This is a genomic window from Dactylosporangium sp. NPDC051087, assembly GCF_055586325.1.
On record NZ_JBVJIJ010000003.1, the window covers coordinates 226889 to 253768 of the forward strand.

The following is a 26880-nucleotide window of genomic DNA, read 5'->3' on the forward strand; positions in this document are numbered from 1 at the left end:
CGTCCGCGCTCGCGGTCGGGGATGCTGGCGGGGGTCGCCGCGCACCGCGGTGGCCGGCCCGGCCGCCGACAAACCCGTGAGGACGTATGGACAGCAGACTGCGCAGGCACGGTGACACGTCGACGGCGCTGGCGTTGCTCGACGACCGGCGGCTCGCCCGGCTCGTCGACGAGGCCCGGCCGCTCGGCACCGGCGTCGGCGGCGCGTCAGCGGTGCTGGACGTCGACGGCGTGCCCGTGTTCGTGAAACGGATCCCGCTGACCGACCTGGAGCGCGACCCGCGGCACGTCAGGTCCACCGCCAACATCTTCGAGCTGCCCGTGGTCTGCCAGTACGGCGTCGTCGAGTACGCCAACGGTGGCTTCGGCGCGTGGCGGGAGCTCGCCGCGAACACCATGACGACGAACTGGGTGCTCACCGGGCGGAGCGAGGCGTTCCCGCTGCTGTACCACTGGCGGGTGCTGCCCGGTGCGCCGCCGCCGACCGAGGAGCACGCCGACGTCGACCGGGTCGTCGACTACTGGGACGGCTCGCCCGCGGTCCGCCGGCGCCTGGAGGCCCTGGCGGCGGCGTCGGCGAGCCTGGTGCTGTTCGCCGAGCACGTCCCGCACCGCCTGGACACCTGGCTGGCCGGTCAGGACCCGGACGCCTGCCTGGGCGTCGAGCGGCAGCTGCGGGAGGCCGTCGCCTTCATGAACGGCAATGGCCTGCTGCACTTCGACGCGCACTTCCGCAACATCCTGACCGACGGCAGCCGCCTCTACCTGACCGACCTCGGCCTGGCCACGTCACCGCGGTTCGACCTGTCCGAGCAGGAGCGGGCGTTCGCGGTACACCACGCGAACCATGACGCGGCCTATGCCATGCGGGAACTGCTGAACTGGATCGTCGCCAACGTGGCCGGGATCACCGACGTCGCCGAGCGGTACGCCTACATCCGCCGCTGCGCGGAGGGCGCGCCACCAGCCGGCGTCCCGGAAACGCTGGCGCCGCTGTTCACGCGGAACGCGCGAGCGGCGGCCGCCATGAACGAGTTCTACTGGCACGTTTACGGGACAAGCCGGACAACACCGTTTCCGGCGGGGGCCTTCTAGTCCTGCTCCTCCGCGTCGGCCTGCTCGTGGCGCGGGGCGGCCATGAGCTCGCCGGGGACCGCCTCGGCCTCCTCGATCTCCGCCTCGACCTGCGGCTGGCTGACCCAGAGGGCGCGCATCTGCTGCTGCATGAACGAGGTGAGCCGCGACCGGTACTCGTGGTCGAAGCGCTCCAGCGCCTCGATCTGCTGCTGCAGCGCCTGACGCTTCGAGGTGAGGCCGCCGACCACGTCCTCGTAGATCTGCTCGGCGCGCTGCTTGATGTCGTGGGCGTTGGCGCGGGCCTGCTGGACGATCTTCTCCGAGCGGGACTGGGCCTCGGCGAGGATGTCGTTGGCGTTCTGCTCGGTCTCGGCGGCGAAGGCCTCCGCCGACTGGGCGATGCTCTCGGCCTGGGCGCGGGCCTCGGCGATGAACTTCTCCGCCTCGGCGTGCAGCGCGTCGGCGCGGGCCTGGGTCTTCGAGACGATCTGTGCCGCCTCGGCGTGGGCCGCGGCGCGGATCTGCTCCGCCTCCCGGCGGGCGCCGTCGAGGTGCTCCTCGGCGGTGCGCTGCGCCATCGTCAGGACCTGCAACGCCTGCGCGTTCATCATGTCGGGGCGGGGAGCCTGCTGCTCCGCGGTGTTGTTCAACGTCGCGTGACCGTTCGCGAGACGTTCGTCATACGGTCGCATCTGGTGCTGCGTCATGGTCCCTGCCCTCCTCGGCGGCGATTCGCATTTCGCCGGATCCCCGCGGGGGAGGCGGGGCGTGACCGGTGCAGAATGCCACGCGGACAGTACCCGAGATACCGCCGGAAGTCAGCACCCACGGTTACCGCTGCCGGTCGCCGGCTCCGGTACGGTTGACCCGATTCATCGGGGGTGGTCGGTGCGGTTCCTGGTCCTGGGCCCGCTCGAGGTCATGGCCGGCGGCGAGCGTCTCGACCTCGGCAGCCAGCGGCAGCGCACGGTCCTGGCCGCGCTCGCCCTGGACGCCGGCCGGCCCGTCCGCCTCGACCGGCTCGTCGAGGCCCTCTACGGCGAGGACCCGCCGTCGACCGCGCGGGTGCAGGTGCAGATCTGCGTGTCAGCGCTGCGGCGTCTGTTCGCTACGCACGGTCACCCCGACGCGATCGTGACCGAAGCTCAGGGATACCGTCTGGACGCCGGCGACCTCGACCTGCACCACTTCGAGGAGGCGCTGCGGCAGGCCCGGCAGCAGAGCCGCCCGGAGGACGCCGTCGCGCGCTACCGGGAGGCCGCGGCGCTGTGGCGCGGACCCGCATTCGACGGTCTCGACAGCCGGATGCTGCGGTCCGCGGCGGCGCGGCTCACCGAGCGGCGCTGCACGGCGGTCGAGGAGTGCGTCGAGCTGGAGCTCGGGCTCGGCCGGCACCGCGAGCTGGTCGACGAGCTCACCGCGCTGGTCGCGGAGCAGCCGTTGCGCACGAGGCTGCGCGGGCAGCTGATGCTCGCGTTGCACCGGTCGGGCCGCGCCCCCGAGGCCCTGGACGCCTACCGGGCCGCCCGGCGGCACTTCGCCGACGAGCTCGGCCTCGAGCCCGGGGAGGAGCTGCGCCGCCTGGAGCACGCGATCCTCACCGACGACCCGGGGCTCGCCCCGCCGGAGACCGTCACCGCCGCGCCGGCGCCGCACCTGCTGCCCACCGACATCGCCGACTTCACCGGCCGCAGCATCCAGCTCGACGCGATCGAGCGGCAGCTGACCCAGGCCCCGTCCCGCTACGCGGTGCCCGTGGTGGTGATGCCCGGCAAGCCCGGCGTCGGCAAGACGACCCTCGCGGTGCACGCCGCGCACCGCCTCGCCGCCCGCTACCCCGACGGCCAGCTCTTCGCCGACCTGCACGGCCGGCACAGCGACCAGGTCAGCGCGATCCAGGTCCTCGAGCGGTTCCTGCGGGCGCTCGGGGTGCCGGGCCCGCAGATCCCGACGACCCTCGACGAGTGCGCGGAGCGCTACCGGGCGTTGCTGTCCAACCGGCGGATGCTCGTCGTGCTCGACAACGCCAGCAGCGAGAGCCAGGTCCGGCCGCTGGTGCCGGGCACGTCCCGCTCGGCGGTCATGGTCACCAGCCGGGGACGCCTCGCGGGCCTGCCCGGGGCGGTGCACGTCGACATCGACGTGTTCGACGCCGCGCATTCGGTGCAGCTGCTGTCCCAGGTCGTCGGCGCCGACCGGATCGAGGCCGAGTCCGACTCGACCGCGGAGCTCGCCGAGCTGTGCGGGCACCTGCCGCTCGCGCTGCGGATCGCCGGCGCGCGGCTCGCCGCCCGTCCACATTGGAGCGTCGACCAGCTGCTGCGGCGGCTCGCCGTCGAGGCGCGGCGGCTCGACGAGCTCAAGCACAGCGGGATGGGCGTGCGGGCCAGCATCGCCCTCACCTACGACCACCTCGACCCCGACGCCCAGCGGCTGCTGCGCCTGCTCACCGTTCCGGAGGTGCCGCACCTGTCGGGCTGGGCGGCGGCCGCGCTGCTGGACATGCCGCTGCCCGACGCGCAGGATCTCCTCGACGAGCTCGCCGACGCGCAGCTGGTGGAGACCGGCGGCGCCCGCGGCGAGGCGGCCCGCTACCGGCTGCACGACCTGATCCGGGTCTTCGCCCGCGAGCACCTCCTCGACGGCGAGGCGGGCCCGGCGCTGGAGCGCTACCTGGGCGCGCTGCTGCACCTCGCCGGCGCCGCGCACACCGCCATGTACGGCGGTGACTTCCTGCGGCTGCGGTCGCCCGCGTCGCTGTACCCGGTGCAGGAGCGGATCGGCCCGCCGCTGCCGTGGTTCGAACGCGAACGACCCGTGATCGTGGCGGCCGTGCGGCAGGCGGCCCGGGCGGGTCTCGTCGAGCACAGCTGGGGCATCGCGATGACCGCGGTCACGCTGTTCGAGGCCCGCAACTACCTCGGCGACTGGCGCGAGACGCACCGGATCGCCCTCGCCGCGGCCGTCGAGGCCGGCGACGTGCGGGGGCAGGCGACGATGCGGTACTCGATCGGCTCGCTGCGCATGTTCGAGCAGCACTTCGACGAGGCGGTCGAGATCCTCGCCGAGTCGCGGGAGCAGTTCGACCAGGTCGGCGACGCCCAGGGGGTCGCGCTGGTCGTCGGGCACAAAGCGTTCGTCGACCGGATCCAGGGCAGGTATCCCGAGGCCATCGAGGGCTACGAGCAGGCGCTGGCCACGTTCCGTGCGGCCGGTGACCCGGCCGCCGCCGCGTACGTGCTGCACGGCCTGGCCCACATCAGGCTGGAGCTCGGCGACATCGAGGCGGCCCGCGCGATCCTGCCGGAGGCCCTGGAGGACACCCGCCGGGCCGGCAGCCGCCGGGTCGAGGCGCAGGTCCTGCACCGGCTCGGCGACCTGCACCTGCGGGCCGGTGAGCCGCGGGCCGCCGCGTATGTCTTCGAGCAGACCCTCACCGTCGTGCGCGAGCTCAGCGACCCGGTCGGTGAGGCGTACGCGCTGCTCGGCATCGGCACCGCCCGGCTGCGCGACGGCGACCTGACCGGCGCCGCGGCCGCGCTGCGGGACGCGCGGCGGCTGGCCCGCGAGGCGGGGGAGCGCATCGTCGAGGCCCGCGTGTCGATGGCGCTCGGCGAGCTGGCGTCCGCGGGCGGCGACCCGGCCCGCGCCGCCGCCGAGCTGCGGCACGCCCTGGACCTGTTCCAGACCGTCCGCGCGCCCCGGCTGGAGGCGCAGGCCCGGGCGCTGCTGACCGCGCTGGGACCCGGATAAGCCGTCGATGTCACCTCGATAACCCGCTGCCGCAGCATCGAAGGACAGCAGGACGAATCGAGGAGATCGCCGTGTACCCCATCCGCGTTCGCGGGCTGACCGTGCCCGCTTGTCAGGTCACCGCGCTGGTCGGCCCGGCCGGCGCCGGGAAGTCCGCCGTCGTCGACCTCGTGCTCGGCCTGACGCCCGCCGAACCGGGCGAGGTGTCGGTCTTCGGCGGTCCGCCGCGCGCCGCGGTCCGCGCCGGCCGGGTCGGCGCGATGCTCCAGCACGGCACCCTGCTCGACGACTGCACCGTGACCGAGACCCTCGGGATGATCGCGGCGCTGCACCGCACCGCGCGGCCGGTGACCGAGGCGCTGACCCTGGCCGGCGTCGCGGACCTCGCCCGGCGCCGCTGCGCCACCCTCACCCCCAGCCAGCGGCAGCAGGTCCGCTACGCGGTCGCCCTCGCCGGCGCCCCGGACCTCGTCGTGCTGGACGAGCCGACCTCCGCGATGGACCCCGCCGCCCGCCGGATGTTCTGGGCGTCGCTGCGTGGCCTCACCCGGCGCGGCACGACCGTGCTGTTCGCCACCCGCTCCCTCGCCGACGGCTTCTGCGACCGGCTGGTCGAGCTGCCCGCCGCCGTCGCGGCCCGGACCCGCTGAGGAGACCGCCATGCTCGGATATCTCGTGCTGGACAGCCGGCGGGCCCTGCGCGACCGGCGCTACCTGCTGCTCGCCGTCGCCCTGCCCGCCGCGCTGTACCTCGGCTACCGGGCCGTCCTGCCGGACCGGGTGCCGTCCAGCGGCCTGCCGTACGCCGCCTACCTCGTGCCGACGCTCGCCGCGTTCGGCGCCTACGTCGCCGCGACCGTCCCGACCTCGCGGATCGCGGCGGAACGCGGCTGGCAGCGGCAGCTCCGGCTGACCCCGCTGACCCCGGCGGCGTACCTGGCCACGAAGGCGATGACCGCGATGCTCGTCTCCGCCACCCCGATCGCGGTCGTGTGCCTCCTCGGCCGGTTCATCGACCAGGTCGACCTCACCGCCGGCGCGTGGACCCGGATCGTCGCCGGCATCTGGCTCGCCACGCTGCCCTTCGCGCTGCTCGGCCTCGTCCTCGGCCAGCTCGCCGGCGCCGGTGACCAGCCCCGCGTCACCAGCGGCGTCCTCACCGTCGGCGCGCTGCTCGGCGGCCTGCTCGTCCCGGTCGTGCTGTTCCCCGCCTGGCTCGTCGACCTGGCCAAGGCCCTGCCGACGTACTGGCTCGGCGAGGTCGGCCGCGGCGCCGTCGACGGCCGTGCCGACACCCGCCACGCCGCCTGGATCCTCGCCGCCTGGGCCGCCGAGGCCGCCCTCGTCCTCGCCGTCCACCACTGGCGCCGGCGCCCGCGGCGCTGACCGCGGGCCGGCCGGACGGCCGCCGGCGCCGCCCCGCGCTGTTACCGTTCCGGCGTGAACGGGTAGCCCCGTCTCGTGGAGGTGTCTCGATGCGCGCGCTGACCGTCGAACCCGGTAAGGCCCGCTCTGCCGCGATCCGTGAGCTGCCCGACCCCGCGCCCGGCGCGGGCGAGCTCCTCGTCGAGGGCGTGGCGCTGGGCGTCTGCGGCACCGACCGGGAGATCGCCGCCGGTGACTACGGCTGGGCGCCCCCGGGCAGCGACCGGCTCGTCCTCGGCCACGAGTCGCTCGGCCGGGTCCGGCAGGCCCCCGCCGGCAGCGGCTTCACCCCCGGCGACCTGGTCGTCGGCGTGGTCCGCCGCCCCGACCCGGTCCCGTGCGGCGCCTGCGCGCACGGCGCGTTCGACATGTGCCGCAACGGTCGATACACCGAGCGTGGCATCAAGCACCTCGACGGCTACGGCAGCGGGCTGTGGACCGTCGAGACCGACTATGCCGTGAAGCTGGACGCCCGTCTGGATGCGGCAGGTGTACTGATGGAGCCCACCACCGTCGTCGCGAAGGCCTGGGAGCAGGTCGAGAAGGTGGGCGCCCGGTCCTGGTTCGACCCGCGCCGGGCCCTCGTCACCGGCGCCGGACCCATCGGCCTGCTCGCCGCGATGCTGGGCGTGCAACGCGGCCTGGAGGTCCACGTCCTGGACAGGGTCACGTCCGGCCCGAAGAAGGACGCCGCCGAGGCGCTCGGCGCGCGGTACCACAGCAGCAGCGTCACCGACGTGGCCGCCAGCGCGAAACCGGACGTCATCATCGAGGCCACCGGCGTGTCCAGCGTCGTATTCGAGGCGATGGCCGGCACCGCCGCCTACGGCATCGTCTGCCTCACCGGCGTCTCCCCGGTCGGCCGGAAGGTCTCGGTCGACCTCGGCGCCGTCAACCGCGAGATCGTCCTGGAGAACGACGCCGTCGTCGGCTCCGTCAACGCCAACCTGTCCCACTACGCCGCGGCCGCCGACGCCCTCCTCGCCGCGGACCCCGCCTGGCTCGCCCGGCTCATCACCCGCCGCGTCCCGCTGGCGCGGTTCGCGGACGCCCTCGAGTCCCGCCCCGACGACATCAAGGTCGTCCTCGACCTCCAGTGACGCGACAGTCCGGCGGCGGTCACGGCCGCCGCTGTTCGGCGGTCCAGAGCAGGTCGGTCAGGACGAGAGCGGGCAGCGGGACGCCGGCGGCGGACGTGACCTGGAACGTGCCGCCGCGCGCCTCCGGCGTCCAGCCGGCCCGCAGGCCGTGCTCGACGATCGCGCGGACGTCGGCGGCCTCCGGATACGGATACGACCCGGCCGGGGGCGACTGCGGCCGGCCGGTCACGTCGGCCTGCAGGACGCAGCCGTTCTTGCCGCCGCCCCAGACCCGGATGCGGACGCAGCGGCGCCGCCGGCCGTCGGGTCCGGCCGCGACCCGCACGTCGGCCTTCCAGACGTACTCCCGGTCGTCGAGGTGGAGCTTGCGCAGTCTCGGCTTCACCGGCCCGTGGTCCCGCCGGTTGCCGTCGCCTGCCGTCCCTGTGCGTGGCGCGGCCGCGCCGCCGCACCGGTGCGGGCCGCCGCCGGGCCGGTCACGGCTGGCTCCCCGCCGTGTGGTGCGGCTGGCCCGGCTCCTGTCCCAGCTGGTCGCGGCGGCGGGTGAGGTAGGCGGTCTCGGCGGTGTTGCCGGCCAGGGCGATCGCCTGGTCGTACGCCAGGCGGGACTGCCCGCCGAGGCCGAGGCGGCGCAGGAGGTCGGCGCGGGTCGCGTGGTAGGCGTGGTAGCCGGCCAGCCTGTCGCCGAGGCGGTCGACTGCGGCCAGGGCGACCTCCGGGCCGTCGAGCTCGGCGACCGCGATCGCCCGGTTCAGGGCGACGATCGGCGAGGCGTCGAGGTGGACGAGCTGGTCGTACAGGGCGACGACCTGTGACCAGTCGGTGTCGCGGACGTCGCGGGCGGAGGTGTGCACGGCGTTGATCGCGGCGAGGATCTGGTAGCGGCCCGGTGCCTCCCCGGCCGCGAGACGTTCGCGGACCAGGCGGTGCCCCTCGGCGATGAGCGCGGCGTCCCAGGCGCCGCGGTCCTGCTCGGCGAGGGTGACCAGCTCGCCGGTCGCCGAGACGCGGGCGGTGCGGCGGGCGTCGATGAGGAGCATCAGCGCCAGCAGCCCGGCCACCTCGCCGTCGCGGGGCAGGAGGGCGCGGATCAGGCGGCCGAGGCGGATCGCCTCGGCGGTCAGGCCGGGGCGGACCGGGTCGGTGTCGGGGCCGGTGGCCAGGTATCCCTCGTTGAAGATGAGGAAGAGGACGGCGAGGACGCCGCTGACGCGGGCCGGGAGGTCGTCGGCGGACGGCACGCGGTACGGGATGCGGGCCGCCTTGATCTTGGACTTGGCCCGGGTGATCCGCTGGCCCATGGCGGTCTCCTGGACCAGGAAGGACCGGGCGATCTCGGGCACGGTGAGACCGCCGACCATGCGCAGGGTCAGCGCCACGCGGGTCTCCATCGCCAGCGCGGGGTGGCAGCAGGTGAAGATCAGGCGGAGGCGCTCGTCGTCGATGGGGCCGGTGGGCTCGGGCGGGTCGTCGTCGAGGAGCATCTGGGCCTCCTTGTGCTTCTCGTCGCGCTTGCTCTCGCGCCGCAGCCGGTCGATGGCCTTGCGGTTCGCGGTGGTGGTGAGCCAGGCGCCGGCGTTCGGCGGCACGCCGTCGGCGGGCCACCGCTCGACGGCCGTCGCGAACGCCTCGGCGGCCGCCTCCTCGGCGACGTCGAGGTCGCCGAAGCGTCTGGTGAGGGCGGCGACCACCCGTGCCCACTCCTCGTGGTGGGCCCTGGTGATCGCGGCCCCTACGTCCGTGGCGCTCACAGGAACGGGCGCACCTCGACCTTGCGGTTGCAGGCCTTCGACCCGTCGGCGGCGAGCTTGAGCGCCACGTCGAGGTCGGGCGCCTCGAAGACCCAGAAGCCGGCGAGGTACTCCTTCGCCTCCACGAACGGCCCGTCGGTGAAGAGCGCCTCGCCGCCCCGGTTGTCCACGACGGTCGCCGCGGTGGGCGCCGCGAGGCCACCGGCGAAGACCCAGTGGCCCTCGGCGGTGACGCGCTCGTTGAACACGTCGATGGCGGCCATCTCCTCCGGCGTGGCCAGGGTGTCGTCGGCCTCGAAGATCACGGAAACCAGATACTGCATCGTTCGATCATCTCCTGTGCTGCGGCGCGCCCCTCGCGGGCGGCGCTCACTCCTGCAACGAACACGCCGGCCCCGATCCGACAGCCCCGCTCAACCTTTTTCCGGCGCCCGGGTCAGCAGGCAGTCCGCGAGGATGGCGGCGGTCCGCTCCTGCCACTGCTGCGGCGTCCACCCGCAGACGTCGGTGAACTGCAGGTAGCTCTCCACGTTGGTGATCGTGAAGGCGATGTCGCGGGCCTGCCCGACGTCCATCCCCGGCCGGAGCGCGTCGCGGTCGGCGAGCAGCTGGGCGAGCATGGCATAGGCGGTGCGGGTCTGCTGCTGGTTGGTCTCCCACTGCGCGGCCAGCTCCGGGTCGGTGCCGACGGCGCCGCGCACCACCCGCATCAGCGGGGCCACCCGGTGCAGGATCTGGCGGCCGTTGGCCACCCACAGCTCGATGATCCGCCGCGGGTCGGGCTCCCGCTGGACCTGCTGGAACCACGGGCGCTCGAGCACCGGCACGGGCTCGTCGTCGCCGACCGCGGCGACGTCCATGACGTGCTTGAGCAGGGTGCGCTTGTTGCCGAAGTGGAAGTAGACGGTCTGCACGGCGACGCCGGCCTGCTCGGCGACCTGGTCGAGCAGGGCCGCCCCGTAGCCGTGGGCGACGAACTGCTCGGCGGCCGCGGTCACGATCCGGCGGCGGGTGGCGCGCGCCTGCTCGGCCCGGGTGAGCCGGGGGCCGCTGTCGCTTTTCGGCGCTCGCTTGACAGGGTCGGTCATTCGCTAGAGTCTACTCTAGTCACTCACTAGAAGCGCTTCTAGCGAAAGGGGTCGCCCGTGATGCCCGACCTGTCCGGCGTTCACCACGTCAAACTGCCCGTCTCGGAGCTGGACCGCAGCCGCGACTGGTACACGAACGTCCTCGGCATGCACGTGGACATCGAGTTCACCGAGGACGGCGTCGTCATGGGCCTGGCGCTCAGCGACGCCGGCGGCACCGTGCGGCTGGCCCTGCGCCACGACCCGGCGCGGGCCCGGGCGGTCGCCGGGTTCGACCTCATCGCCCTCGCGGTGCCCACGCGCGAGGGCGTCCAGGCCTGGCGCGAGCGGCTCGACGGGCTCGGCCAGCCGCACGGCGGCGTCGTGACCGGCCACCACGGCGGCTCCGTGCTCGTCGGCCTGCACGACCCCGACGGCGTCGAGATCCGCCTCTACGCCGACTAACCCATGATCAGGAGAAGATTGCGATGACCGGGATGCTCCGGTGGAACACCGGCACCGTCGAACTGTCCTACACCGACTCCGACCCCTCCGGCGGCGACGCCATGCTGCTGATGCACGGCGGCGGGCTCGCCGACTGGATGACCCCCCTCGCGGCCGAGCCGGCGCTGCGGGGACACCGGGTGATCCGGCTGGTCCGCGCCGGGTACACCGACGCGCCGGCGCCGGACGGGCTCAGCGTCGCCGACCACGGCGAGCACGCCGCCGCGCTGCTGCGCCACCTCGGCGCCGGGCCAGCCCACGTGGTCGCGCACTCGTCGGGCTGCGCCTTCGCGCTGCAGCTCGCCGCCGCGCACCCGGACCTGGTCCGGACGCTCACCCTCGTCGAGCCTCCGCTGGTCGCCGCGCTCGCCGACCCGGCCGACCACGACCTGCTGGCCGCCCGGTTCGGCCCCGTCTTCGGCGCGGTGGGGGAGGCCCTCGCCCGTGACGACCTCACCACGGCGTTCGACACGTTCATGACCCTGGTGTGCGGGCCGGACCACCGCGGCGTCATGACCGGGACGCTCGGTGCCGACGTGGTCGAGGACGCGGTGCGCCGCTGCCGGTACCTGTTCACCGAGGAGTCCGCGGCCATCAACGCGTGGACGTTCGACCCGGCGGCCCTGCGGCACCCGCCCGTCCTGCTGGTCCAGGGCGGCACCAGCCCGCCGCCGACCCACCGTCTCGTCGCCCACCTCGCCGGCCGGATCCCGGGCGCGGCGGTCGCGACCGTCGCCGGCACCAACCACCTGGTGCCGCTGACGGACCCGGCCGGACTCGCCCGTCTGGTCGCCGGCTTCGTCCGGTCGCCGGCGCCGGCTCAGCCGGCCTGAGCCGGCGCGGTGACGCCGGGTCCACCGGGCCGGTGGACCCGGCTCCGCAGAGCGGCGGTCGCGGCGGTGGTCGCGCTGTGGAAGGAGACCTCGCTGAGCAGGCCCGGGGCGGCGACCATGTCGCCGGCGAGGTAGACGTCGCCGCCGCGGGCGATCGCCGGCCGGTCGCGCCAGGTCTGGCCGGGGAGGTCCAGAGCGCCGGTGCGGCGGTTGGCGACGCCGTCGCGGCGCCAGGTGGTCCGGTCGCGCCAGCCCGGCAGCGCCGCGTCGGTCAGCACCGACAGGCGGGCGAGGCCGGCCGCCTTGCCCTCCGACGGGCGCAGCGGCAGCTGGGCCTGCACCAGGGACTCACCCGGCGGGGCCAGGGCCGGGTCCGGCAGCGAGTACCGCTCCAGCCACCCCGCCCCGTCCAGGTCCGACACGACGAACGCGTCGCCCCGCCGGGCGTGGACCGCGACGTCCAGGAGCACCGTCCTGCCGCTCTCCACGTGCGGCAGGACGGTGCCCAGCAGGCGGCCGGCCGCGTCGAGGGACGTCGCGACGATCACCGGCGGGGGTGGCAGCTCGGTCACGCGGGCACCGGTCTCGATCGCCACGCCGGCCGCGCGGGCGTGGGCGGCCAGCCGGTCGACGAGCCCGTTCCAGCCGCCGCTGACGTACCGCGCGGGCGGCCTCGGCGCGAACACGCGCAGCAGCCGGGGCCACACGAACGCCGCGGAGAGCCGGCCGGGATCGGCGTCGAACGTCGCCACGCCCATCAGGTTCGACGCGGCCGACGCCGCCGCGTCCCCGTGCCGGCCGGCGATCCAGGTGCGGAAGTCGACGTCGACGGGGGCGCTGCGGCGCCGGCCGGCCAGGACGGGCAGCAGCGCCGCCGGTGGCGTCCGGCGCAGCCGGCCGCCGTGCCGGAACCGGAACCCGGCCAGTCCCCGCACCGGCACCCCGGTCGCCGCGCCGATCAGGCCGCGCGCGGCGAGCCACCGCCACCACGGGCCGTCGCGGTAGAGCACGTGCGGGCCGTCGTGCGCGACGTACGGCCCGGCGGTGGCCCGGGCCCGCCCGCCCAGCGTGTGGTGCGCCTCCAGGAGCGTGACGGACGCCCCGGCCTCGGCGCAGGTGATGGCGGCGACAAGGCCGGCGAACCCGCCGCCGACCACGGTGATCCTCTGCATGACGGGGAGACGGGGTACGCCACAATCATGTGACATGGACGAGGGCGAGCAGCACCGCCGCTACCTGTTCGCGGTGGCGTACCGGCTGCTGGGCAGCGCCGCCGACGCCGAGGACGCCGTCCAGGAGGCGCTGCTGCGGCGGTACACCGGCGGCATCGACGACCTGACCGACGAACGGGCGTGGCTGACCACCGTCACCTCCCGGATCTGCCTCGACCAGCTGCGGTCGGCCAGGGTGCGCCGCGAGACCTACGCCGGGACGTGGCTGCCCGAGCCCCTCGCGGGCTACGACGACACCGACCTCGGCGACACGGTCGCGCTGCGCGAGTCGGTGCGCACCGCCGTCCTGCTCGTCATGGAGAGCCTGTCACCGGCCGAGCGGGTGACGCTCGTGCTGCACGACGTGTTCGGCATGGACTTCGACCGTCTCGCCACCGTCGTCGGGCGCACTCCCGCGGCGTGCCGGCAGCTCGCGTCCCGGGCCCGCCGCCGCGTCCGCGCCGAGGCCCCGCCGCGCACGCCCGTCCCGGCCGCCGAACACCGCCGCGTCATGGAAGCGTTCCTCAAGGCCACCGCCGACGGCGACCTCACCGGCCTGATCCCGCTGCTCGACCCGCGCGTCGTCCTGCGCTCCGACGGCGGCGGGGAGGTCACCGCCGCCCGCGTCCCGGTGCACGGCCCGGACCGCGTGCTGACCCTGCTGTCCGGCCTCGGCCGCCGGTACGCCGGTGTGCGCGCCCGCCCGCTGCGCCTCGCCTCCGGCGAAGGGTTCGCCCTCGAACTCGACGGCACCCTGCTCGGGGTGATCGGCGTCGAGCTCGACGCGGGCCGGATCACCGAACTCAACCTGGTCGTCAGCCCCACCAAACTGCGCCGCGGCCTACCATGATCACATGCCGCCCTGCATGGATGTGTACGTATGGGTTCCGGAGGTGGATCCCGGCACGCTGACGGGCTTCATCGAGCGCTATGTCGACGTGGCGGCCGGTGATGACCGCCTGTCCGCTTTCATGCGGGCGTACGTGGAGGGGACCGCGGACGACGCCGACCGGGCCGCGCTCGCCGACCTGCGCCGTGATCATTCCGAGGAGGGCTTCTCGCTCTACCTCAAGGCCCGTGACCACTACGGCTCGATCATCACGGTGACGCGGGAAGGCGCGCTGGTGCTCGGGGTGAGCCTCGACGACCCGGACGGCTCCGCCGCCGTCGAGGCGCGGGCCCGCACGCTGCTGGACGCGCTCCGCGAGGAGTTCGGCGCCCGGGAGGGCCGCGGCGGGGTGGAGCTGGCACCGGCGCAGTCCCGCCGGGAGTGGGACGACGACGCGACGGTGCTGTTCCGGGCCGGCGAGTGACGGTCAGGCCTGCCGGGAGATCTCGCGGAGCCGCAGCTCAGGCGCCATCTCCGCCCAGGTCGAGGTGTCGTGGAAGTCGGGCCGGCAGTACAGGTCCAGGGCGGCCGGCGCGAGACCGAAACCGACGAGCCGGTGGCTGACCCCGATCACCCGGTTCATGACGCGGGTGACGGCCTGCCCGGCGAGGAACCGATGCGTGAGCTCTCCTGCAAGCGCCATAGGATGCAGCGTAACGCTTTTCCTACTTAAGCGATAGGATTAGTTCCATGAGGGTGATGTGGACCCGCACCTTCGACGGCAGCAGAGCAGACCGACGGATCACCCTGAGCAGAGGACGCGCATGAGCACCGCACCGGATCGCCGCCCGCAGGTGTCGACGGACATCCATCCGCTGGACCAGGCGGCGTGGGCGTCGCTCACCGGCCCGCACGCCCGCTTCGCGGAAGGCCCCGGCAGGGCGCTGCGGTACCCGGCCGACGTCTCGCCCATCATGGCCGTGCCGCCCGTCGTGGACGAGCGGGTCTGGGCCGACCTCGGCACGCTCGCCGGACCGGGCGGGACCACGATGCTGGCCGGTGACCCGTTCACCCCGCCGGACGGCTGGCGGGTCGAGGTCGCCGTGCCCGGCGTCCAGCTCGTCGCCACCGGCGCGCTGCAGTCGCGCCCCGGCGAGGGCCTGCTCACGCTCGGCGCCGCGGACGTCCCGGAGATGCTGGACCTCGTGTCCCGCACGCGACCCGGTCCGTTCGAGCCCCGCACGTACGAGCTGGGCACCTACCTCGGCGTGCGCCGGGCGGGGGTGCTGGTCGCGATGGCCGGTGAACGGCTGCACCCCACGGGCTTCACGGAGATCAGCGCCGTCTGCACGGACCCGGCGCACCGCGGTCAGGGCCTGGCGACGACCCTGGTCCGCGCGGTCGCGCACAACATCCGCGACCGCGGCGAGACCCCCTTCATGCACGCGGCCCGCGACAACGCGGGCGCCATCGGCCTGTACCTGTCGATGGGCTTCGAGCTGCGCCGCGAGGTGCTGTTCTCGGTGCTGCGTAGTCCGTCGGACGCTGGGTAGGGTGCCGCGGTGGCAGTCAGATGGATCGCGCCGCAGTTCGGCGGGCCGCTCGTCCTGGTCGAGACCGACGTCCCGCCGCCCGGCCCGGGCGAGGTGACGATCGACGTGCGGGCCGCCGGCGTCAACCCGGCCGACTACAAGCACCTCGAGGCCGAGCGCGGCCCCGACCGGCCGTTGCCGCTGCCGGTCGGCTACGAGGTGGCCGGCGTCATCAGCGCCGTCGGCCCCGGCACGCCGGACGCGCCGGCCGGCTCAGTGGCCGGCTCAGTGGCCGGCTCAGTCGGCGACGAGGTCGTCGCGTTCCGCATCAGCGGCGGCTACGCCTCCCAGGTGACGGTGCCCGCGAAGGACGTCTTCGCCAAGCCCGCGACGCTCGGCTTTCCCGCCGCCGCGAACCTGCTGCTCGCCGGTACGACCGCCGCCGAGACCCTGCACGTCACCGGCGTGGCGCCCGGCGAGACGATCCTCGTGCACGGCGCGTCCGGTGCGGTCGGCGTCAGCGTCCTGCAGCAGGCCCGCCTGCTCGGCGCCACCGTCATCGGCACGGCGAGCCCGCACAACTTGCAGCTGCTGCGCGACTTCGGCGCCGTCCCGGTCGCCCACGGTCCCGGCCTCGCGGACCGCGTCGCCGCCGCCGCGCCGCAGGGCATCGCGGCCGTCATCGACACCGTCGGCACCGACGACGCCATCGCCTCCGCCCGCGCCGTGCCGGACGGCCGGTCCGTCACGATCGTCGCCTCGGCGGCGTCCAGGGCGGCGGGCATCCCGGCGATCGGCGGCGCCCAGCCGGCCAGCGCCGCCTTCCGCGACGGCGTCCGCGCCCGGCTGCTGTCCCTCGCCGCCGCCGGACAGCTGACCGTCCCGGTCGCCAGGACGTTCCCGCTCACCGAGGCCCTCGCCGCGATCGAGCTCGTCCGCACCGGCCACCCCGGTGGCAAGGTCGCCCTGATCCCTTGACCGGAGCCAGGGCGCGGTTTCGGTCCACTTGCACGGGTAATGGGCGAATTGTCGATGCCGGCGTGCGGATTGCCGCGGTGAATGGCGGTTCGCGGCGGGCGGGCGGGGTACGGAGGCTTCACCACCAGCGGGAGGAGCCGGCATGGCCTTGGCAATGGGTGCGGCCCGGTGGATCTGACGATCGCCGTGTCGGCCGGACCCGGTGAGGAGCTCGTCGAGCTCGGCGGGGTCCTCGACTTCGCGTCGATCCCGTATCTGCGGCACGTCGTGTTCGAACTGCTCGACGAGCAGCGGTGCCGGATCGTCGTCGAGGTCTCCGGACTGCGGCTGATGGACGCGGCGTCGATCAAGCTGCTGCTGTACCTGCGCGGCCGCGCCGAACAGCTCGGCGGTGACCTGCGGCTCGCCGGGGCGACCGGCACCGTGCTGTCGGCCCTGGAGGTCACCGGGGTCGCCAAACAGCTGGACGCCTACGGTGAGCTGGGCTGGACGGTACACGAGCGGCAGAAACACGTCGTCGACCTCGACGCGATGCGGGTCGGCCACGGCGAATGGCCCGCGAGGACGACCGAACTGCTGATGCGGCTGGACGCGCTGGCCCCCGGCGACCCGCAGTGGCGGCGCACGCGCGACGCGGTCATCGAGCTGTGCCTGCCCACCGCACACCGGCTGGCCCGCCGGTACAACCGGGGCAGTCACCCGGCCGCCGACGTCGACCAGGTCGCGGCGCTGGGGCTGGTCAAGGCCATCGACGGCTTCGACGCCACGCACGGGGTCGAGTTCGGCGCGTACGCGACGCCGACGGTCCTCGGTGAGATCAAACGCTTCTTCCGGGACCGCACGACGGGGATCCGGATGCCCCGGCGGCTGCAGGAGCTGCGGCTGTCGGTCAACAAGGTGCGCGACGAGCTGACCCAGCGGCTCGGGCGCACGCCGACGACCGCAGACCTCGCCGCGCACCTGGGCGTGGACCGGGCCGAGATCGTCGAGATGCTCGGCGCGGCCAACGGGCACCAGCCGCTGTCGCTGGACCTGCCCGGGGCCGGCGCCGAGCACGACACGACCCTGATGGACGTCCTCGGCGCCGACGATCCGGCCTTCGACCTGGTGGAGCACCGGCAGGCGCTGCGGGTGCTGGTGGCCCAGCTGCCGCGGCGCGAGCAGCAGATCCTGAGCCTGCGCTTCTACGGCAACCTCCCGCAGGCGCAGATCGCGGCGCGCGTGGGTCTGTCGCAGATGCACGTGTCGCGCCTGCTGCGCCAGTCCCTGGCCACCCTGCGCCGCAGACTCTCCGAATAGCCCCGAAACGGCGGTCAGCGCCCGAAACAGCGATCGCCGATGACGGCGCCGCCGGGAACGGCGGTCAGCCGAGCGCGCACCACACGATCTTGCCGCCGGGGGCCGGGATGGCGCCCCACGCGGTCGTGAACGCCTCGACGATCAGCATGCCGCGACCGCCCGCACCGGGGGTGTCGCCGGCGACGACCAGCCGGGGCGGCGCCGGGGCCGCGTCCCGCACGGCGAGGTGGAGCCGCCCGCGGTGCACCGACGCCCACGCGGTCCGCGGGGCGGCGCCGTGCACGAGCGCGTTGACGACCAGCTCCATGACGACCGCCTCGGCGGGGTCGGCGAGCCCGCCGAGCCCGTGCCGCGCGCAGAGCTCGCGGACCACCGCCCGCGCCTCGGCGAGGCAGTCCGGCCCGCCGGTGACGTCCCACCGCACCCGCGCGGGGCTGCGCCGCCGACCGGCGAGGACCTCGGCCGCGCTCCGGTCCGCGACGATCGGCACCTGCCGGCCGATCGCCAGGTCGTCGAGCTCCCGCCAGAGCGGCGGCGGCGCCGAGTGCAGCGTCAGGTCGGCGCCCGGCCACGCCGCGGCGGCCCGGGCCAGCGACAGCAGCGCGGTGAGCGCGATCGGCTCGGTGCCGGTGACCCCGGCCAGGTCGATGAGCACCGCCTCCGGCTCGGCCGCCAGCGCCGCCAGCACACCACCCCGCAGCTGTGGGGTGGTGTGCGGGTCGATCCTGCCCATGACCGTCACGTGCGCGAGCGGCGGCGCGGACTCGACCTCGCAGCGGAGAGCGGCGGTCGGCACCCCACCAATGTAAGGCCCCGGCTGCGATGATGCTCGGGTGAGCGACGAAGGCGGGTATCTGCTCGACAACCGGCAGCAGGAGGCCGGTGCCAGGTTCGGCGCCCTCGCGGCGCTGTTCGACGCGTCGACGTTCCGGCACATCGACGCCCTCGGGATCGGTGCCGGCTGGCGGTGCTGGGAGGTCGGCGCCGGCGGCACGAGCGTGCCGGCGTGGCTCGCCGGGCGGGTCGGTCCCACCGGCCACGTGCTCGCCACCGACATCGACGTCTCCTGGACCACGGGTGGCGCCGGGTATGAGGTCGCCCGCCACGACGTGGGCGTCGACCCGCCGCCGGCGGAACAGTTCGACCTCGTGCACGCCCGCCTGGTCCTCGTCCACGTCCCGCAGCGCGACCGTGCCCTCGCGGCGATGGCGGCGGCGGTACGACCAGGCGGCTGGCTCCTGATCGAGGAGGCCGACCCGGCGCTGCAGCCCCTCGTCTGCCCGGACGAGTCCGGCCCGGCGCAGCGCCTGGCCAACAAGCTCAAGCACGACTTCCGCACCCTGATGGCCGCCCGCGGCGTCGACCTCGGCTACGGCCGCACGCTGCCGCGACTGCTGCGCGCCGCGGGCCTCACCGACGTCGCCGCCGACGCGTACTTCCCGGTCACCGGGCCCGCCTGCGCCGCCCTCGAGCACGCCACGGTCCGCCAGATCCGCGGCCACCTGACCGTCGCCGGCCTCGCCACCGATGCCGAGATCGACGCCCACCTCGCCAACATCGAGGCCGGCCTCCTCGACCTCGCCACCTCACCCATGATCTCGGCGTGGGGCCGCCGCTGACCGTCCTGCCCGTGCCCGGCATCGGGCGCCTCATCGACCGGACCGGGCCGGGGTAGCGTGTCGTCAGTGGGCAGGGCTGGGAACGATCCGGTGCGGGTCTGGACGGTCGGGCACGGGGCGCGGCCGATCGGGACGCTGCTGGACATCCTGGCCGGGGCCGGCGTCGGCACGCTGGTCGACGTGCGGCGCTTCCCGGGGTCGCGGCGGCATCCGCAGTTCGGCCGGGACGCGCTCGCCGAGGCGGTGACCGGCGCCGGGCTGCGGTACACGTGGAAGGGCGAGACGCTCGGCGGCCGGCGCGGATCCGGGCCGGGCACGCGGCACACCGCGCTGCGCAGCGCCCAGTTCGCCGCGTACGCCGACCACATGGACACCCCGCAGTTCCGGGCCGCCGTCGACGAGCTGATCGGCGGGGCGACGGCCGAGCGGCCCGCGGTGCTGTGCGCCGAGACGCTGTGGTGGCACTGTCACCGGATGCTCGTCGCGGACGCGCTCGTCATGCGCGGCGCGGTCGTGGAGCACCTGCTCGACGCCGGCACGCGGCAGCCGCACCGGCTGACCGAGGGGGTCCGCCGCGGCGAGGACGGCTGGCCCGTGTACGACGACAAGCAGACGCTGCCCGGCCTATGATCCGCTGCTGAAAAGTCGGCTAAACCTCCGCGGCCACCGCTTGCGTCTACCGGGGTGGAACGTGGGCCATCGGAGGGGGACGACGCGGGTGCGGGTCGACGAGGAGCACGAGTACGTCGAGTACGTACGGGCGCAGTTGCCTCGCCTGCACCGGGTCGCGTGGCTGGTCCTGGGCGACCGGGACCGGGCCGAGGACGCCGTGCAGAACGCGCTGACCACGCTGTACAAGCGCTGGGGGAGACGCGGTGAGGTCGACAACCTCGACGCGTACGTCCACTCGATGGTGGTCCGGGCCTGCCTGAGCGACCAGCGCCGCCCGTGGACGCGGGTGTTCCTGCGGGACACCCCACCGGACACCGCGGTCGAGGCGGCGATCGGGCAGGTCGACGAGCGGCTGTTCGTCGGTCAGGCGCTGCGCCGGCTGCCGGAGCGGCAGCGGATCGTGGTGGTGCTGCGGTTCCTGTGCGACATGCCGGTCGCCGAGGTCGCCGCGGTACTGGGCCGCTCGGAAGGCACGGTCAAGGCGCAGACGTCGACGGCGCTGCGGACGCTGCGCGAGCTGTTCGAGGCGACGCCGCGCACCGGACAGCCGATGAGGAGGCCCGCGTGAACCCCGAAGAGGTGCTGCGGTCCCACGCCGCGCGGGAGGCGCCGCCGGTGCGGCTGCTCGCCGACGACGTGCTCGTCACCGTCCGGCGGCGGGTCCGGCGCGGGCGGATCAGGATGGCCGCCGGGGTCGCGGTCGCCGTCGTGCTGGTCGCCGGGGTGGCGTTCGCGTCCCAGCCGCAGTGGCCGGACGGCGGGCCGCCCGCGGTGAACCCGACCCGGCCGCCGGTCCCGCCGAGCCGGTCGGTCGCGCCGCTGCAGTGCGTCGCCGCCGCGGTCCCGGTCCCGCCGGGCCTGTCCGCCGGGCAGTGGGCGGTCCACGCGGTCGACCCGACCGGGCGGTACATGGCCGGCGGCTACGGCTCCGCGCAGTCCGTGACCGGCCTGGTCCTGTGGAAGGACGGCGTGCCGGGCCGGCCGGCCGCGGCGGCGCAGTTCTCCCCGAACGCCGTCAACCGCGACGGGACCGTCGTCGGCAACACCCGCGAGGCCGGCGGCGTGCGGCGCGCGGCCCGGTTCCGCGACGGCACCGTCACGCAGCTGCCGCTGCCGGCGGGCGCGACCGCCAGCGACGCGGTCGCCGTCAACGCCCGCGGCGACGCCGTCGGCTACGCGATGCTCGGCGACAGCAAGGGCGTCGGGCTGATCTGGCCGGCCGCCGGCGGGTTCGTCGAGCCGTCCGCCGGCGAGGGCCGCACGGCGCAGGTCACCGGTGTCACCGACGACGGCGTGGTGGTCGGCACGAGCAAGGCACCCGACGGGGCGACCGCCGCGTACCGGTGGAGCGTCGACGGCCGCGGCGGCGCACCCCTGGCGAAGGGCGCGGCCGGGTCCGTCACCGCGGCCGGCGGCGACTGGGCGGCCGGCCCGGCGCCGGTGACCCGCCCCCGGGACCCGGACGAGCCCGGACCGTGGCACGCGCGATGGAACCTGCGCACCGGTGCCGTCGAGTCGCTTGGGCTGTTCACGCCGTACGCCGTCAGCGCCGCCGGGACCGTGCTGGGCAGGGCCACGGAACGCTCGCCCGGGCTCGCCCTCTGGCACGACGGCGGCGTCACGTCGCTGCCGCCGCCGGACCCGGCGCGTCCGGCGGTGTGGCGCGCCGGCATCACCGCCGACGGCACGACGATCGTGGCCAGCTGGTTCGAGGGCGACAAGAACGACGAGTACGACAACACCCGCTGGACCTGTTGATCGTGGGCGAGGAAGAGGAGACCACAGGAATGCGCAGGAGCCGACAGGTGCTGGCCGCGGTGGTACTGGTGGCGGGGCTCGCGGGCTGCGACCGCCACGAGCCCCCGGCGCCGGTCGCCGCGCCGGGCGTGGCGGCGACGGCGGCGCCGAGCGCCTGCGGGTCGTCGCCGCTGCCGCTGCCGCCGGACGCCAACGGGCTCGACATCCGCGCCGTGGACCCGGCGGGCCGGCTGGTGGTCGCCGTCCCCAACCACAACGCCAAGGAGATGGGGGCGATGCTGTGGACCGACGGCGGGCAGCCCCAGCTCCTGACCGCCGCGAAGGACGTCACGGTCGCGGGCGTCAATGCCGCCGGCGTGATCGCCGGGACGCGCCGCCCGCCCGGGGTCTCCGGCGAGCAGGCGGTCGTGATCCGCGACGGGAAGCTGGTCCCGCTGCCGGTGCCCGCCGCCGCGGCGGCCACGTCCGCCACCGGGATCAACGCGCGCGGCGACGTCGCCGGCACGGCCAGGCTCAAGGCCGGCGGCGAGCGGGCGGTGCTGTGGCCGGCCGGCGCCTCCGCGGCGACGCTGCTGACCGTCGGCACCCGCTCGACGAAGGCGGTCGGCGTCACCGACGACGGCGTCGTGGTCGGCAACGCGGGCGACCTCCCGCACGGGTTCCGCTGGGCGGCGGACGGCGCCGAGACGGCCCTCGCCGTGCCGGCCGGCTACCTGAAGGCCGACGCGCGGGCGGTGTCCGGCGCGTGGGTGCTCGGCTGGGCCGAGGCCGAAACCGTCGAGCGGGACGGGAAACTGGTCGACGACCCGGCCCACCCGGACCGTGGCGTGCGGTGGAACTTGCACACCGGCGCCGTCGAGGTGCTCGACAAGATGGTGAACCCGATGGCGGTCGGCGCGTCGGGCGTGACCGCCGGCGCGATCGACGGCACGGGCCGCTCCGCCGTGTGGCGCGACGGCGTGCCGTTCGTGCTGCCGATGCCGATGCCCGACCCCGCGCCGAGCATGATCGACTGGGTGGGCCCGGACGGTCACACCCTGATCGGCACGGTCCGCCACGACGACCTCGGCGCGCAGCTGGCGGTCTGGCGCGGCTGCTGACCCTCCCCGGCAGGGGTTGACACCAGAAGTGTTATCGCTAACATCTGCTGCAAGCATCACGCATCGACGGCCGTCCCGCCAAAGCGGCCGTTCACGCGTTGCCCCGATCCGCCACGTACACGGGGACTTTGCCGGGCGCAAATTGTGAGCGCTAACAATCCTCAGGAAGGGTCTGCCACCGTGCACCTTCGTCGTCGTACCTTCGTCCAGCTCACCGGGTTGTCGGCCGCGGCCGCCGCGGTCGGGGTCGCCGCCACGCCCTCGGCGGCCGCCGCCGCGAACACCGCCTACGCCTTCGTCTACTTCACCGAGACGCCCAACCAGAGCGGCGCCAACTACGGCCTGCACGTCGCGGTGAGCACCGACGGGCTCAACTGGTCGCCGCTGAACCAGAACAACCCCGTCGTCACCCCGACCGCCGGCACGCTCGGCCTGCGCGACCCGTTCATCCTGCGCAAGCAGGACGGCACGTTCGTCATCCTCGCCACCGACCTCAACGGCACCGACTTCGGGCAGAACAACCAGTACCTGCACGTGTGGGACTCGGCGAACCTGACCAGCTTCACCGGCTACCGGCGGGTCAGGATGCACAACCTCGCGACGCACACGTGGGCGCCGACCGCGTTCTGGGACGCCTCGCGCGGCCAGTACGGCATCGTCTACTCCGCCAACAACGGCAGCGACGTGTTCATGGTCAACTACACCTCGGACTTCCGCACGGTCAGCGCCAACCAGGTCTACTTCAGCCCGGGCTTCGCCGTGCTCGACGGCGACGTCGTCGTGGACGGCTCCACCTTCTACCTGTACTACAAGAACCTCGGCAACGGGCTGACCTACGGCGCCCGCTCGTCCACCGGCGCGGCCAACAGCTTCACCACGTACACCGGCGGCCTGAAGCAGGGCAATGCCATGGAGGCGCCGATGCTCGTCAAGAGCAACAGCGGCTCCGGGTGGTGGCTGTGGGGCGACTCGTTCAGCCCCGTCAACAACGACTACTACGCCTGGTCGACGAGCAACGTCGGCGGCGGCGCCTGGACCGTGCTCAACCAGCGCGACTACACGCCCCCGCTGAACGCCAAGCACGGCTCGATCGTGGGCATCACCGCCGCGGAGTACAACGGCCTCGTCTCCCGGTGGGGCCTGCCGGCCTGGGTGCGGCTCAAGTCGTCGAACTTCCCCGACCGGTACGTGCGGCACGCCGACAACATCGCCCGGCTCGACGCGTACCCGTTCGACCCCCACCAGGACCAGCTGTGGAAGATGGTCCCCGGCCTCGCCGACAGCGCGGGCGTGTCGTTCCAGTCGGTGAACTACCCGGCCCGGTACCTGCGCCACTACAACTACGAGGTCCGGCTCGACGCCAACGACAACACCGCCGCGTTCCGCGCCGACGCCACGTTCACCCGCGTCGCGGGCCTCGCCGACGCCACGTGGTCGTCGTTCCGGTCGTACAACTTCCCCGACCGCTACCTGCGCCACGCCAACTACCTGCTGCGCATCGACCCGCTCAGCGGCTCCTCCAGCGCCGGCGACCGGCAGGATGCGACGTTCAAGGTCACGTCGTGAAGCGGGCGCTGCTCGTCGTCGCCGCGGTCCTGCTCGCCGTTTTCGCCGCTCCGGTACGAGCGGACGCCGGCCCGGCGTTCACCAACCCGCTCAACAGCTCCGGCCCGGACCCGTTCATGACCTGGTACAACGGCAACTACTACCTGATGACCACGCCGTGGAGCGGCCCGCTGACGATGCGGAAGGCGCCCACGATCGCCCAGCTGAAGAGCACCACCCCAACGGCCGTGTTCAGCGCGCACGCCGCCGGGCGGGACCGCAACATCTGGGCGCCGGAGTTCCATCTCCTCGACGGTCCCAACGGGCAGCGCTGGTACGTCTACTACTCCGCCGGCAACGGCGACATCGAGGGCCAGCGCGTGCACGTCCTGGAGAGCGCCGGCCTGGACCCGATGGGCCCGTACACGTACAAGGGCGTGGTCTTCGGGTCGAACAACTGGTGGGGCATCGACGGCAGCGTCGTCACGATCGGCAGCCAGCTCTACTTCATGTGGTCCGGCGTGCCGACCGTGCTGTGGCGCGACAGCGACCCGCACATCTACCTCGCCGCGATGAGCAACCCGTGGACGGTCACCGGCGCCCGCACCGCCATCTCCGAGCCGCTGCTGTCCTGGGAACGGCAGGGGACCCCGATGAACGAGGGGCCCGTCGCCATCCAGCACGGCGGTCGCACGTTCATCACCTACTCCGCCAGCGCCTGCCAGGGCCCCGACTACAAGATCGGTCAGCTGGCGTACACCGGCGGCGCGGTCCTCGCCGCCTCGTCCTGGGTGAAGAAGTCCACGCCGATCTTCCAGCGCAACGACGCCGCCGGCGTCTACGGGCCCGCGCACCACGGGTTCTTCAAGTCGCCCGACGGCACCGAGGACTGGATCGTCTACCACGCCAACGCCTCCGCCTCCGACGGCTGCGGATCCACCCGCACCACCCGGATCCAGCGGATCAGCTGGAACGCCGACGGCACCCCGAACCTCGGCGTCCCGGTCGCCACGGGGACCGTGCTCGCGCCGCCGTCCGGTGAGCCCGCCGGGCCCGCCGTGACGACGTGGCGGCTGCAGTCGGCCAACTTCCCGGACCGGTACGTGCGGCACGCCAACTACGACGCGCGCATCGACCCCGACGTGACCCCCGCCGCGGACTCGCAGTGGAAGGTCGTGCCGGGGCTGACCGGCGGCACCGGATACGTCTCGCTGGAGTCGGCGAACTTCCCCGGCTATTTCCTGCGCCACTCGAACCACGACTTCTCGCTGGTCCGCAACGACGGCAGCGCCGGGTTCGCCGCCGACGCGAGCTTCCGGCAGGTGGCCGGCCTCGCCGACGCGACCGGGGTGTCGTTCCAGTCCTACAGCCACCCCGACCGGTACATCCGCCACTACAACTACCTGCTGCGCCTCGACCCCGTCGGCACGGCGACCGCCCGCGCCGACGCGACGTTCCGGCTCGTCGCATGAGGACCCTCGCCGTCGCCCTGCTGCTCGCCGGTACGCCGGCCCTGGCGGCTCCCACCGTCACCACGGGGGCGCACTCCTTCGAATCCGTCAACTACCCCGGCCGGTACGTGCGACAAGGCCAACTCGATCCGGTGTCCGCGTCCAGTACCGCCCAGACGAAGGCGGACGCCACGTTCACCGTCGTCAACGGGCTCGCGTCCCCGGCGTGCTACTCGCTGCAGACGAAGAGCGGGCTGTTCCTGCGGCACCGCGACTACCGGCTGCGGGTCGACGCGAACACCGGCGATCCCACGTTCCGCGCCGACGCGACCTTCTGCCCCGCCGACGGGTCCGTGGCCGGCTCGGTGGCGTTCACCTCCTACAACTACCCGTCCCGCCGCATCCGGCACCGGGACTTCGCGCTGTGGCTCGACCCGTTCCAGGACACGGCGGCCTTCAAGGCGGACAGCTCGTTCCGGATCGGCGCGCCGTGGGCACCGAAGACCACGAAAGGCCCGGTGATCCCCGGGCTGTTCGCCGACCCGCACCTCACCGTCTTCAACGGCCGCTACTACCTGTACCCGACGACCGACGGGTACGCCGGCTGGAGCAGCCCCTACTACAAGGCGTTCTCCTCCACCGACCTGGTGAACTGGACCGACCACGGCGTGGTCCTCGACCTCGGCCCGGACGTGTCGTGGGCGGACAACTCGGCGTGGGCGCCCGCGGTCGCCACCCGCGACGGCCGCTACTACCTGTACTTCAGCGGCGGTGCGGCCACCGGGGCGAAGCAGCTCGGCGTCGCGGTCGCCGACAGCCCGGCCGGGCCGTTCCGCGACGCCCTCGGCCGGCCCCTGGTCCGCGGCGACCAGTTCAGCGGCGGGCAGGCGATCGACCCGATGGTGTTCACCGACACCGACGGCCAGTCCTACCTGTACTGGGGCCAGGGCGTCGCCCGCGCCGTGCGGCTCGACGCCGACCTGACGTCGTTCGACCCGGCGCAGGTCCGGGTCGTCACCCCGGCCGGCTACAACGAGGGGTCGTTCGTGTTCAAACGCAACGGCACCTACTACTTCATGTGGTCGGAGAACGACACCCGCAGCGAGGACTACCGGGTGGCGTACGCGACCGGATCGTCGCCGCTCGGGCCGTGGACGAAGCGCGGCGTGGTGCTGCAGAAGCGGCTCGACGCCGGCATCAAGGGCACCGGCCACCACTCCGTCGTGCAGGCGCCCGGCACCGACACCTGGTACATCGCCTACCACCGCTTCGCGGTGCCGGCGGGCGACGGCACCAACCGGGAGACCGTCATCGACCTGCTGTCGTTCAACGCCGACGGCACCATCCGCCCCGTGTCTGTTTCTCTCTGATCAGGAG

General features: G+C 74.1%; 28 protein-coding genes. 20 read left to right on the forward strand and 8 right to left on the reverse strand.

The features are described from left to right. Positions 1–86: 86 nt before the first annotated feature. Positions 87–1094, forward strand: a complete 1008-nt coding sequence (locus tag ACZ6TV_RS07590; RefSeq protein WP_465296347.1) for a BUD32 family EKC/KEOPS complex subunit — start codon at positions 87–89, stop codon at positions 1092–1094. On the opposite strand, the gene ACZ6TV_RS07595 is transcribed toward ACZ6TV_RS07590, so the two are convergent. Then, positions 1091–1783, reverse strand: a complete 693-nt coding sequence (locus ACZ6TV_RS07595) for a hypothetical protein (RefSeq protein ID WP_465296348.1) — start codon at positions 1781–1783, stop codon at positions 1091–1093. The genes ACZ6TV_RS07590 and ACZ6TV_RS07595 overlap by 4 nt on opposite strands. A 181-nt stretch (positions 1784–1964) precedes the next feature. Here ACZ6TV_RS07595 and ACZ6TV_RS07600 point away from each other — a divergent pair, with 181 nt between their 5' ends. From ACZ6TV_RS07600 to ACZ6TV_RS07615, 4 genes are all read left to right on the forward strand, one after another. After that, positions 1965–4829 carry an AfsR/SARP family transcriptional regulator gene (locus ACZ6TV_RS07600; RefSeq protein ID WP_465296349.1) on the forward strand — a complete coding sequence of 955 codons (2865 nt, stop codon included), beginning with the start codon at positions 1965–1967 and terminating at the stop codon, positions 4827–4829. Between the two features lie 71 nt (positions 4830–4900). Further along, a complete protein-coding gene (locus ACZ6TV_RS07605; RefSeq protein WP_465296350.1) occupies positions 4901–5479 on the forward strand; it encodes an ATP-binding cassette domain-containing protein in 579 nt (192 codons plus the stop codon). A gap of 10 nt (positions 5480–5489) precedes the next feature. Continuing rightward, positions 5490–6215, forward strand: coding sequence for an ABC transporter permease (locus ACZ6TV_RS07610; protein WP_465296351.1), 726 nt, complete (start codon positions 5490–5492; stop codon positions 6213–6215). Positions 6216–6304: 89 nt separating this feature from the next. Then, positions 6305–7354 (forward strand): glucose 1-dehydrogenase, encoded by a 1050-nt coding sequence (locus ACZ6TV_RS07615; RefSeq protein WP_465296352.1) that lies wholly within the window; start codon positions 6305–6307, stop codon positions 7352–7354. Positions 7355–7373: 19 nt separating this feature from the next. On the opposite strand, the gene ACZ6TV_RS07620 is transcribed toward ACZ6TV_RS07615, so the two are convergent. The 4 genes from ACZ6TV_RS07620 to ACZ6TV_RS07635 all read right to left on the reverse strand — a co-directional run bounded on the left by ACZ6TV_RS07620 (position 7374) and on the right by ACZ6TV_RS07635 (position 10193). Further along, positions 7374–7739 carry an integrase gene (locus ACZ6TV_RS07620; protein ID WP_465296353.1) on the reverse strand — a complete coding sequence of 122 codons (366 nt, stop codon included), beginning with the start codon at positions 7737–7739 and terminating at the stop codon, positions 7374–7376. Between the two features lie 91 nt (positions 7740–7830). Then, complete coding sequence (locus ACZ6TV_RS07625) at positions 7831–9105, reverse strand: RNA polymerase sigma factor (protein ID WP_465296354.1); 1275 nt, start codon at positions 9103–9105, stop codon at positions 7831–7833. Continuing rightward, positions 9102–9428 (reverse strand): YciI family protein, encoded by a 327-nt coding sequence (locus ACZ6TV_RS07630; RefSeq protein ID WP_465296355.1) that lies wholly within the window; start codon positions 9426–9428, stop codon positions 9102–9104. The genes ACZ6TV_RS07625 and ACZ6TV_RS07630 overlap by 4 nt, the downstream gene beginning before the upstream one ends. 90 nt (positions 9429–9518) lie before the next feature. Beyond that, positions 9519–10193: a TetR/AcrR family transcriptional regulator gene (locus ACZ6TV_RS07635; RefSeq protein ID WP_465296356.1), complete on the reverse strand. Its 675-nt coding sequence runs from the start codon at positions 10191–10193 to the stop codon at positions 9519–9521. 60 nt (positions 10194–10253) lie between these two features. Between ACZ6TV_RS07635 and ACZ6TV_RS07640 the strand changes: the two genes are divergently transcribed. Both ACZ6TV_RS07640 and ACZ6TV_RS07645 read left to right on the forward strand, forming a co-directional pair. Beyond that, positions 10254–10637: a VOC family protein gene (locus ACZ6TV_RS07640; RefSeq protein WP_465296590.1), complete on the forward strand. Its 384-nt coding sequence runs from the start codon at positions 10254–10256 to the stop codon at positions 10635–10637. 23 nt (positions 10638–10660) lie between these two features. Beyond that, complete coding sequence (locus tag ACZ6TV_RS07645; RefSeq protein ID WP_465296357.1) at positions 10661–11509, forward strand: alpha/beta fold hydrolase; 849 nt, start codon at positions 10661–10663, stop codon at positions 11507–11509. Here the strand turns inward: ACZ6TV_RS07645 and ACZ6TV_RS07650 are convergent. After that, complete coding sequence (locus tag ACZ6TV_RS07650) at positions 11497–12681, reverse strand: FAD-dependent oxidoreductase (RefSeq protein WP_465296358.1); 1185 nt, start codon at positions 12679–12681, stop codon at positions 11497–11499. The two genes, ACZ6TV_RS07645 and ACZ6TV_RS07650, sit on opposite strands and share 13 nt — an antisense overlap. 34 nt (positions 12682–12715) lie before the next feature. On the opposite strand from ACZ6TV_RS07650, the gene sigJ reads away from it, so the two are divergent. Together sigJ and ACZ6TV_RS07660 are read left to right on the forward strand one after the other, a co-directional pair. After that, a complete protein-coding gene (sigJ, locus tag ACZ6TV_RS07655) occupies positions 12716–13570 on the forward strand; it encodes an RNA polymerase sigma factor SigJ (protein WP_465296359.1) in 855 nt (284 codons plus the stop codon). A gap of 16 nt (positions 13571–13586) precedes the next feature. Continuing rightward, positions 13587–14033, forward strand: coding sequence for a hypothetical protein (locus ACZ6TV_RS07660; protein ID WP_465296360.1), 447 nt, complete (start codon positions 13587–13589; stop codon positions 14031–14033). A gap of 3 nt (positions 14034–14036) precedes the next feature. Here the strand turns inward: ACZ6TV_RS07660 and ACZ6TV_RS07665 are convergent, their stop codons facing one another. Next, the gene (locus tag ACZ6TV_RS07665; protein WP_465296361.1) at positions 14037–14252 is read right to left on the reverse strand and encodes a hypothetical protein; all 216 of its coding nucleotides are present in this window, start codon (positions 14250–14252) and stop codon (positions 14037–14039) included. A 121-nt stretch (positions 14253–14373) separates the two neighbouring features. Between ACZ6TV_RS07665 and ACZ6TV_RS07670 the strand changes: the two genes are divergently transcribed. The 3 genes from ACZ6TV_RS07670 (at position 14374) to ACZ6TV_RS07680 (ending at position 17358) form a co-directional block, all read left to right on the forward strand. Continuing rightward, positions 14374–15102 (forward strand): GNAT family N-acetyltransferase, encoded by a 729-nt coding sequence (locus ACZ6TV_RS07670; protein WP_465296362.1) that lies wholly within the window; start codon positions 14374–14376, stop codon positions 15100–15102. Between the two features lie 9 nt (positions 15103–15111). Continuing rightward, positions 15112–16059, forward strand: coding sequence for a quinone oxidoreductase family protein (locus tag ACZ6TV_RS07675; RefSeq protein WP_465296363.1), 948 nt, complete (start codon positions 15112–15114; stop codon positions 16057–16059). A 168-nt stretch (positions 16060–16227) separates the two neighbouring features. Further along, the gene (locus ACZ6TV_RS07680; RefSeq protein WP_465296364.1) at positions 16228–17358 is read left to right on the forward strand and encodes a SigB/SigF/SigG family RNA polymerase sigma factor; all 1131 of its coding nucleotides are present in this window, start codon (positions 16228–16230) and stop codon (positions 17356–17358) included. 64 nt (positions 17359–17422) lie between these two features. Here ACZ6TV_RS07680 and ACZ6TV_RS07685 read toward each other — a convergent pair whose 3' ends face one another. Further along, positions 17423–18154, reverse strand: a complete 732-nt coding sequence (locus ACZ6TV_RS07685) for an ATP-binding protein (RefSeq protein WP_465296365.1) — start codon at positions 18152–18154, stop codon at positions 17423–17425. Between the two features lie 37 nt (positions 18155–18191). Here ACZ6TV_RS07685 and ACZ6TV_RS07690 point away from each other — a divergent pair, with 37 nt between their 5' ends. From ACZ6TV_RS07690 to ACZ6TV_RS07725, 8 genes are all read left to right on the forward strand, one after another. Further along, complete coding sequence (locus ACZ6TV_RS07690) at positions 18192–18977, forward strand: methyltransferase domain-containing protein (RefSeq protein ID WP_465296366.1); 786 nt, start codon at positions 18192–18194, stop codon at positions 18975–18977. Positions 18978–19043: 66 nt separating this feature from the next. Next, positions 19044–19607 carry a DUF488 domain-containing protein gene (locus tag ACZ6TV_RS07695; protein ID WP_465296367.1) on the forward strand — a complete coding sequence of 188 codons (564 nt, stop codon included), beginning with the start codon at positions 19044–19046 and terminating at the stop codon, positions 19605–19607. Positions 19608–19695: 88 nt separating this feature from the next. Then, positions 19696–20217 (forward strand): SigE family RNA polymerase sigma factor, encoded by a 522-nt coding sequence (locus ACZ6TV_RS07700; RefSeq protein ID WP_465296368.1) that lies wholly within the window; start codon positions 19696–19698, stop codon positions 20215–20217. Beyond that, a complete protein-coding gene (locus ACZ6TV_RS07705) occupies positions 20214–21407 on the forward strand; it encodes a hypothetical protein (RefSeq protein WP_465296369.1) in 1194 nt (397 codons plus the stop codon). The genes ACZ6TV_RS07700 and ACZ6TV_RS07705 overlap by 4 nt, the downstream gene beginning before the upstream one ends. A gap of 29 nt (positions 21408–21436) precedes the next feature. Then, a complete protein-coding gene (locus ACZ6TV_RS07710) occupies positions 21437–22507 on the forward strand; it encodes a hypothetical protein (protein WP_465296370.1) in 1071 nt (356 codons plus the stop codon). Between the two features lie 180 nt (positions 22508–22687). Further along, positions 22688–24073, forward strand: a complete 1386-nt coding sequence (locus ACZ6TV_RS07715) for a glycoside hydrolase family 43 protein (RefSeq protein ID WP_465296371.1) — start codon at positions 22688–22690, stop codon at positions 24071–24073. Next, the gene (locus ACZ6TV_RS07720; protein WP_465296372.1) at positions 24070–25524 is read left to right on the forward strand and encodes a family 43 glycosylhydrolase; all 1455 of its coding nucleotides are present in this window, start codon (positions 24070–24072) and stop codon (positions 25522–25524) included. Before ACZ6TV_RS07715 ends, ACZ6TV_RS07720 begins: the two co-directional genes overlap by 4 nt. Continuing rightward, a complete protein-coding gene (locus tag ACZ6TV_RS07725) occupies positions 25521–26873 on the forward strand; it encodes a family 43 glycosylhydrolase (protein ID WP_465296373.1) in 1353 nt (450 codons plus the stop codon). Before ACZ6TV_RS07720 ends, ACZ6TV_RS07725 begins: the two co-directional genes overlap by 4 nt. The last annotated feature ends 7 nt before the right edge of the window (positions 26874–26880 follow it).

Excerpts from the sequence above, each read along its gene's own strand:
- ACZ6TV_RS07590 (WP_465296347.1), top strand. The coding sequence starts at position 87 with ATGGACAGCAGACTGCGCAGGCACGGTGACACGTCGACGGCGCTGGCG.
- ACZ6TV_RS07595 (WP_465296348.1), bottom strand. The coding sequence starts at position 1,783 with ATGACGCAGCACCAGATGCGACCGTATGACGAACGTCTCGCGAACGGT.
- ACZ6TV_RS07610 (WP_465296351.1), top strand. The coding sequence starts at position 5,490 with ATGCTCGGATATCTCGTGCTGGACAGCCGGCGGGCCCTGCGCGACCGG.
- ACZ6TV_RS07615 (WP_465296352.1), top strand. The coding sequence starts at position 6,305 with ATGCGCGCGCTGACCGTCGAACCCGGTAAGGCCCGCTCTGCCGCGATC.
- ACZ6TV_RS07630 (WP_465296355.1), bottom strand. The coding sequence starts at position 9,428 with ATGCAGTATCTGGTTTCCGTGATCTTCGAGGCCGACGACACCCTGGCC.
- ACZ6TV_RS07635 (WP_465296356.1), bottom strand. The coding sequence starts at position 10,193 with ATGACCGACCCTGTCAAGCGAGCGCCGAAAAGCGACAGCGGCCCCCGG.
- ACZ6TV_RS07640 (WP_465296590.1), top strand. The coding sequence starts at position 10,254 with ATGCCCGACCTGTCCGGCGTTCACCACGTCAAACTGCCCGTCTCGGAG.
- ACZ6TV_RS07645 (WP_465296357.1), top strand. The coding sequence starts at position 10,661 with ATGACCGGGATGCTCCGGTGGAACACCGGCACCGTCGAACTGTCCTAC.
- ACZ6TV_RS07650 (WP_465296358.1), bottom strand. The coding sequence starts at position 12,681 with ATGCAGAGGATCACCGTGGTCGGCGGCGGGTTCGCCGGCCTTGTCGCC.
- sigJ (WP_465296359.1), top strand. The coding sequence starts at position 12,716 with ATGGACGAGGGCGAGCAGCACCGCCGCTACCTGTTCGCGGTGGCGTAC.
- ACZ6TV_RS07660 (WP_465296360.1), top strand. The coding sequence starts at position 13,587 with ATGGATGTGTACGTATGGGTTCCGGAGGTGGATCCCGGCACGCTGACG.
- ACZ6TV_RS07665 (WP_465296361.1), bottom strand. The coding sequence starts at position 14,252 with ATGGCGCTTGCAGGAGAGCTCACGCATCGGTTCCTCGCCGGGCAGGCC.
- ACZ6TV_RS07670 (WP_465296362.1), top strand. The coding sequence starts at position 14,374 with ATGAGCACCGCACCGGATCGCCGCCCGCAGGTGTCGACGGACATCCAT.
- ACZ6TV_RS07710 (WP_465296370.1), top strand. The coding sequence starts at position 21,437 with ATGCGCAGGAGCCGACAGGTGCTGGCCGCGGTGGTACTGGTGGCGGGG.
- ACZ6TV_RS07725 (WP_465296373.1), top strand. The coding sequence starts at position 25,521 with ATGAGGACCCTCGCCGTCGCCCTGCTGCTCGCCGGTACGCCGGCCCTG.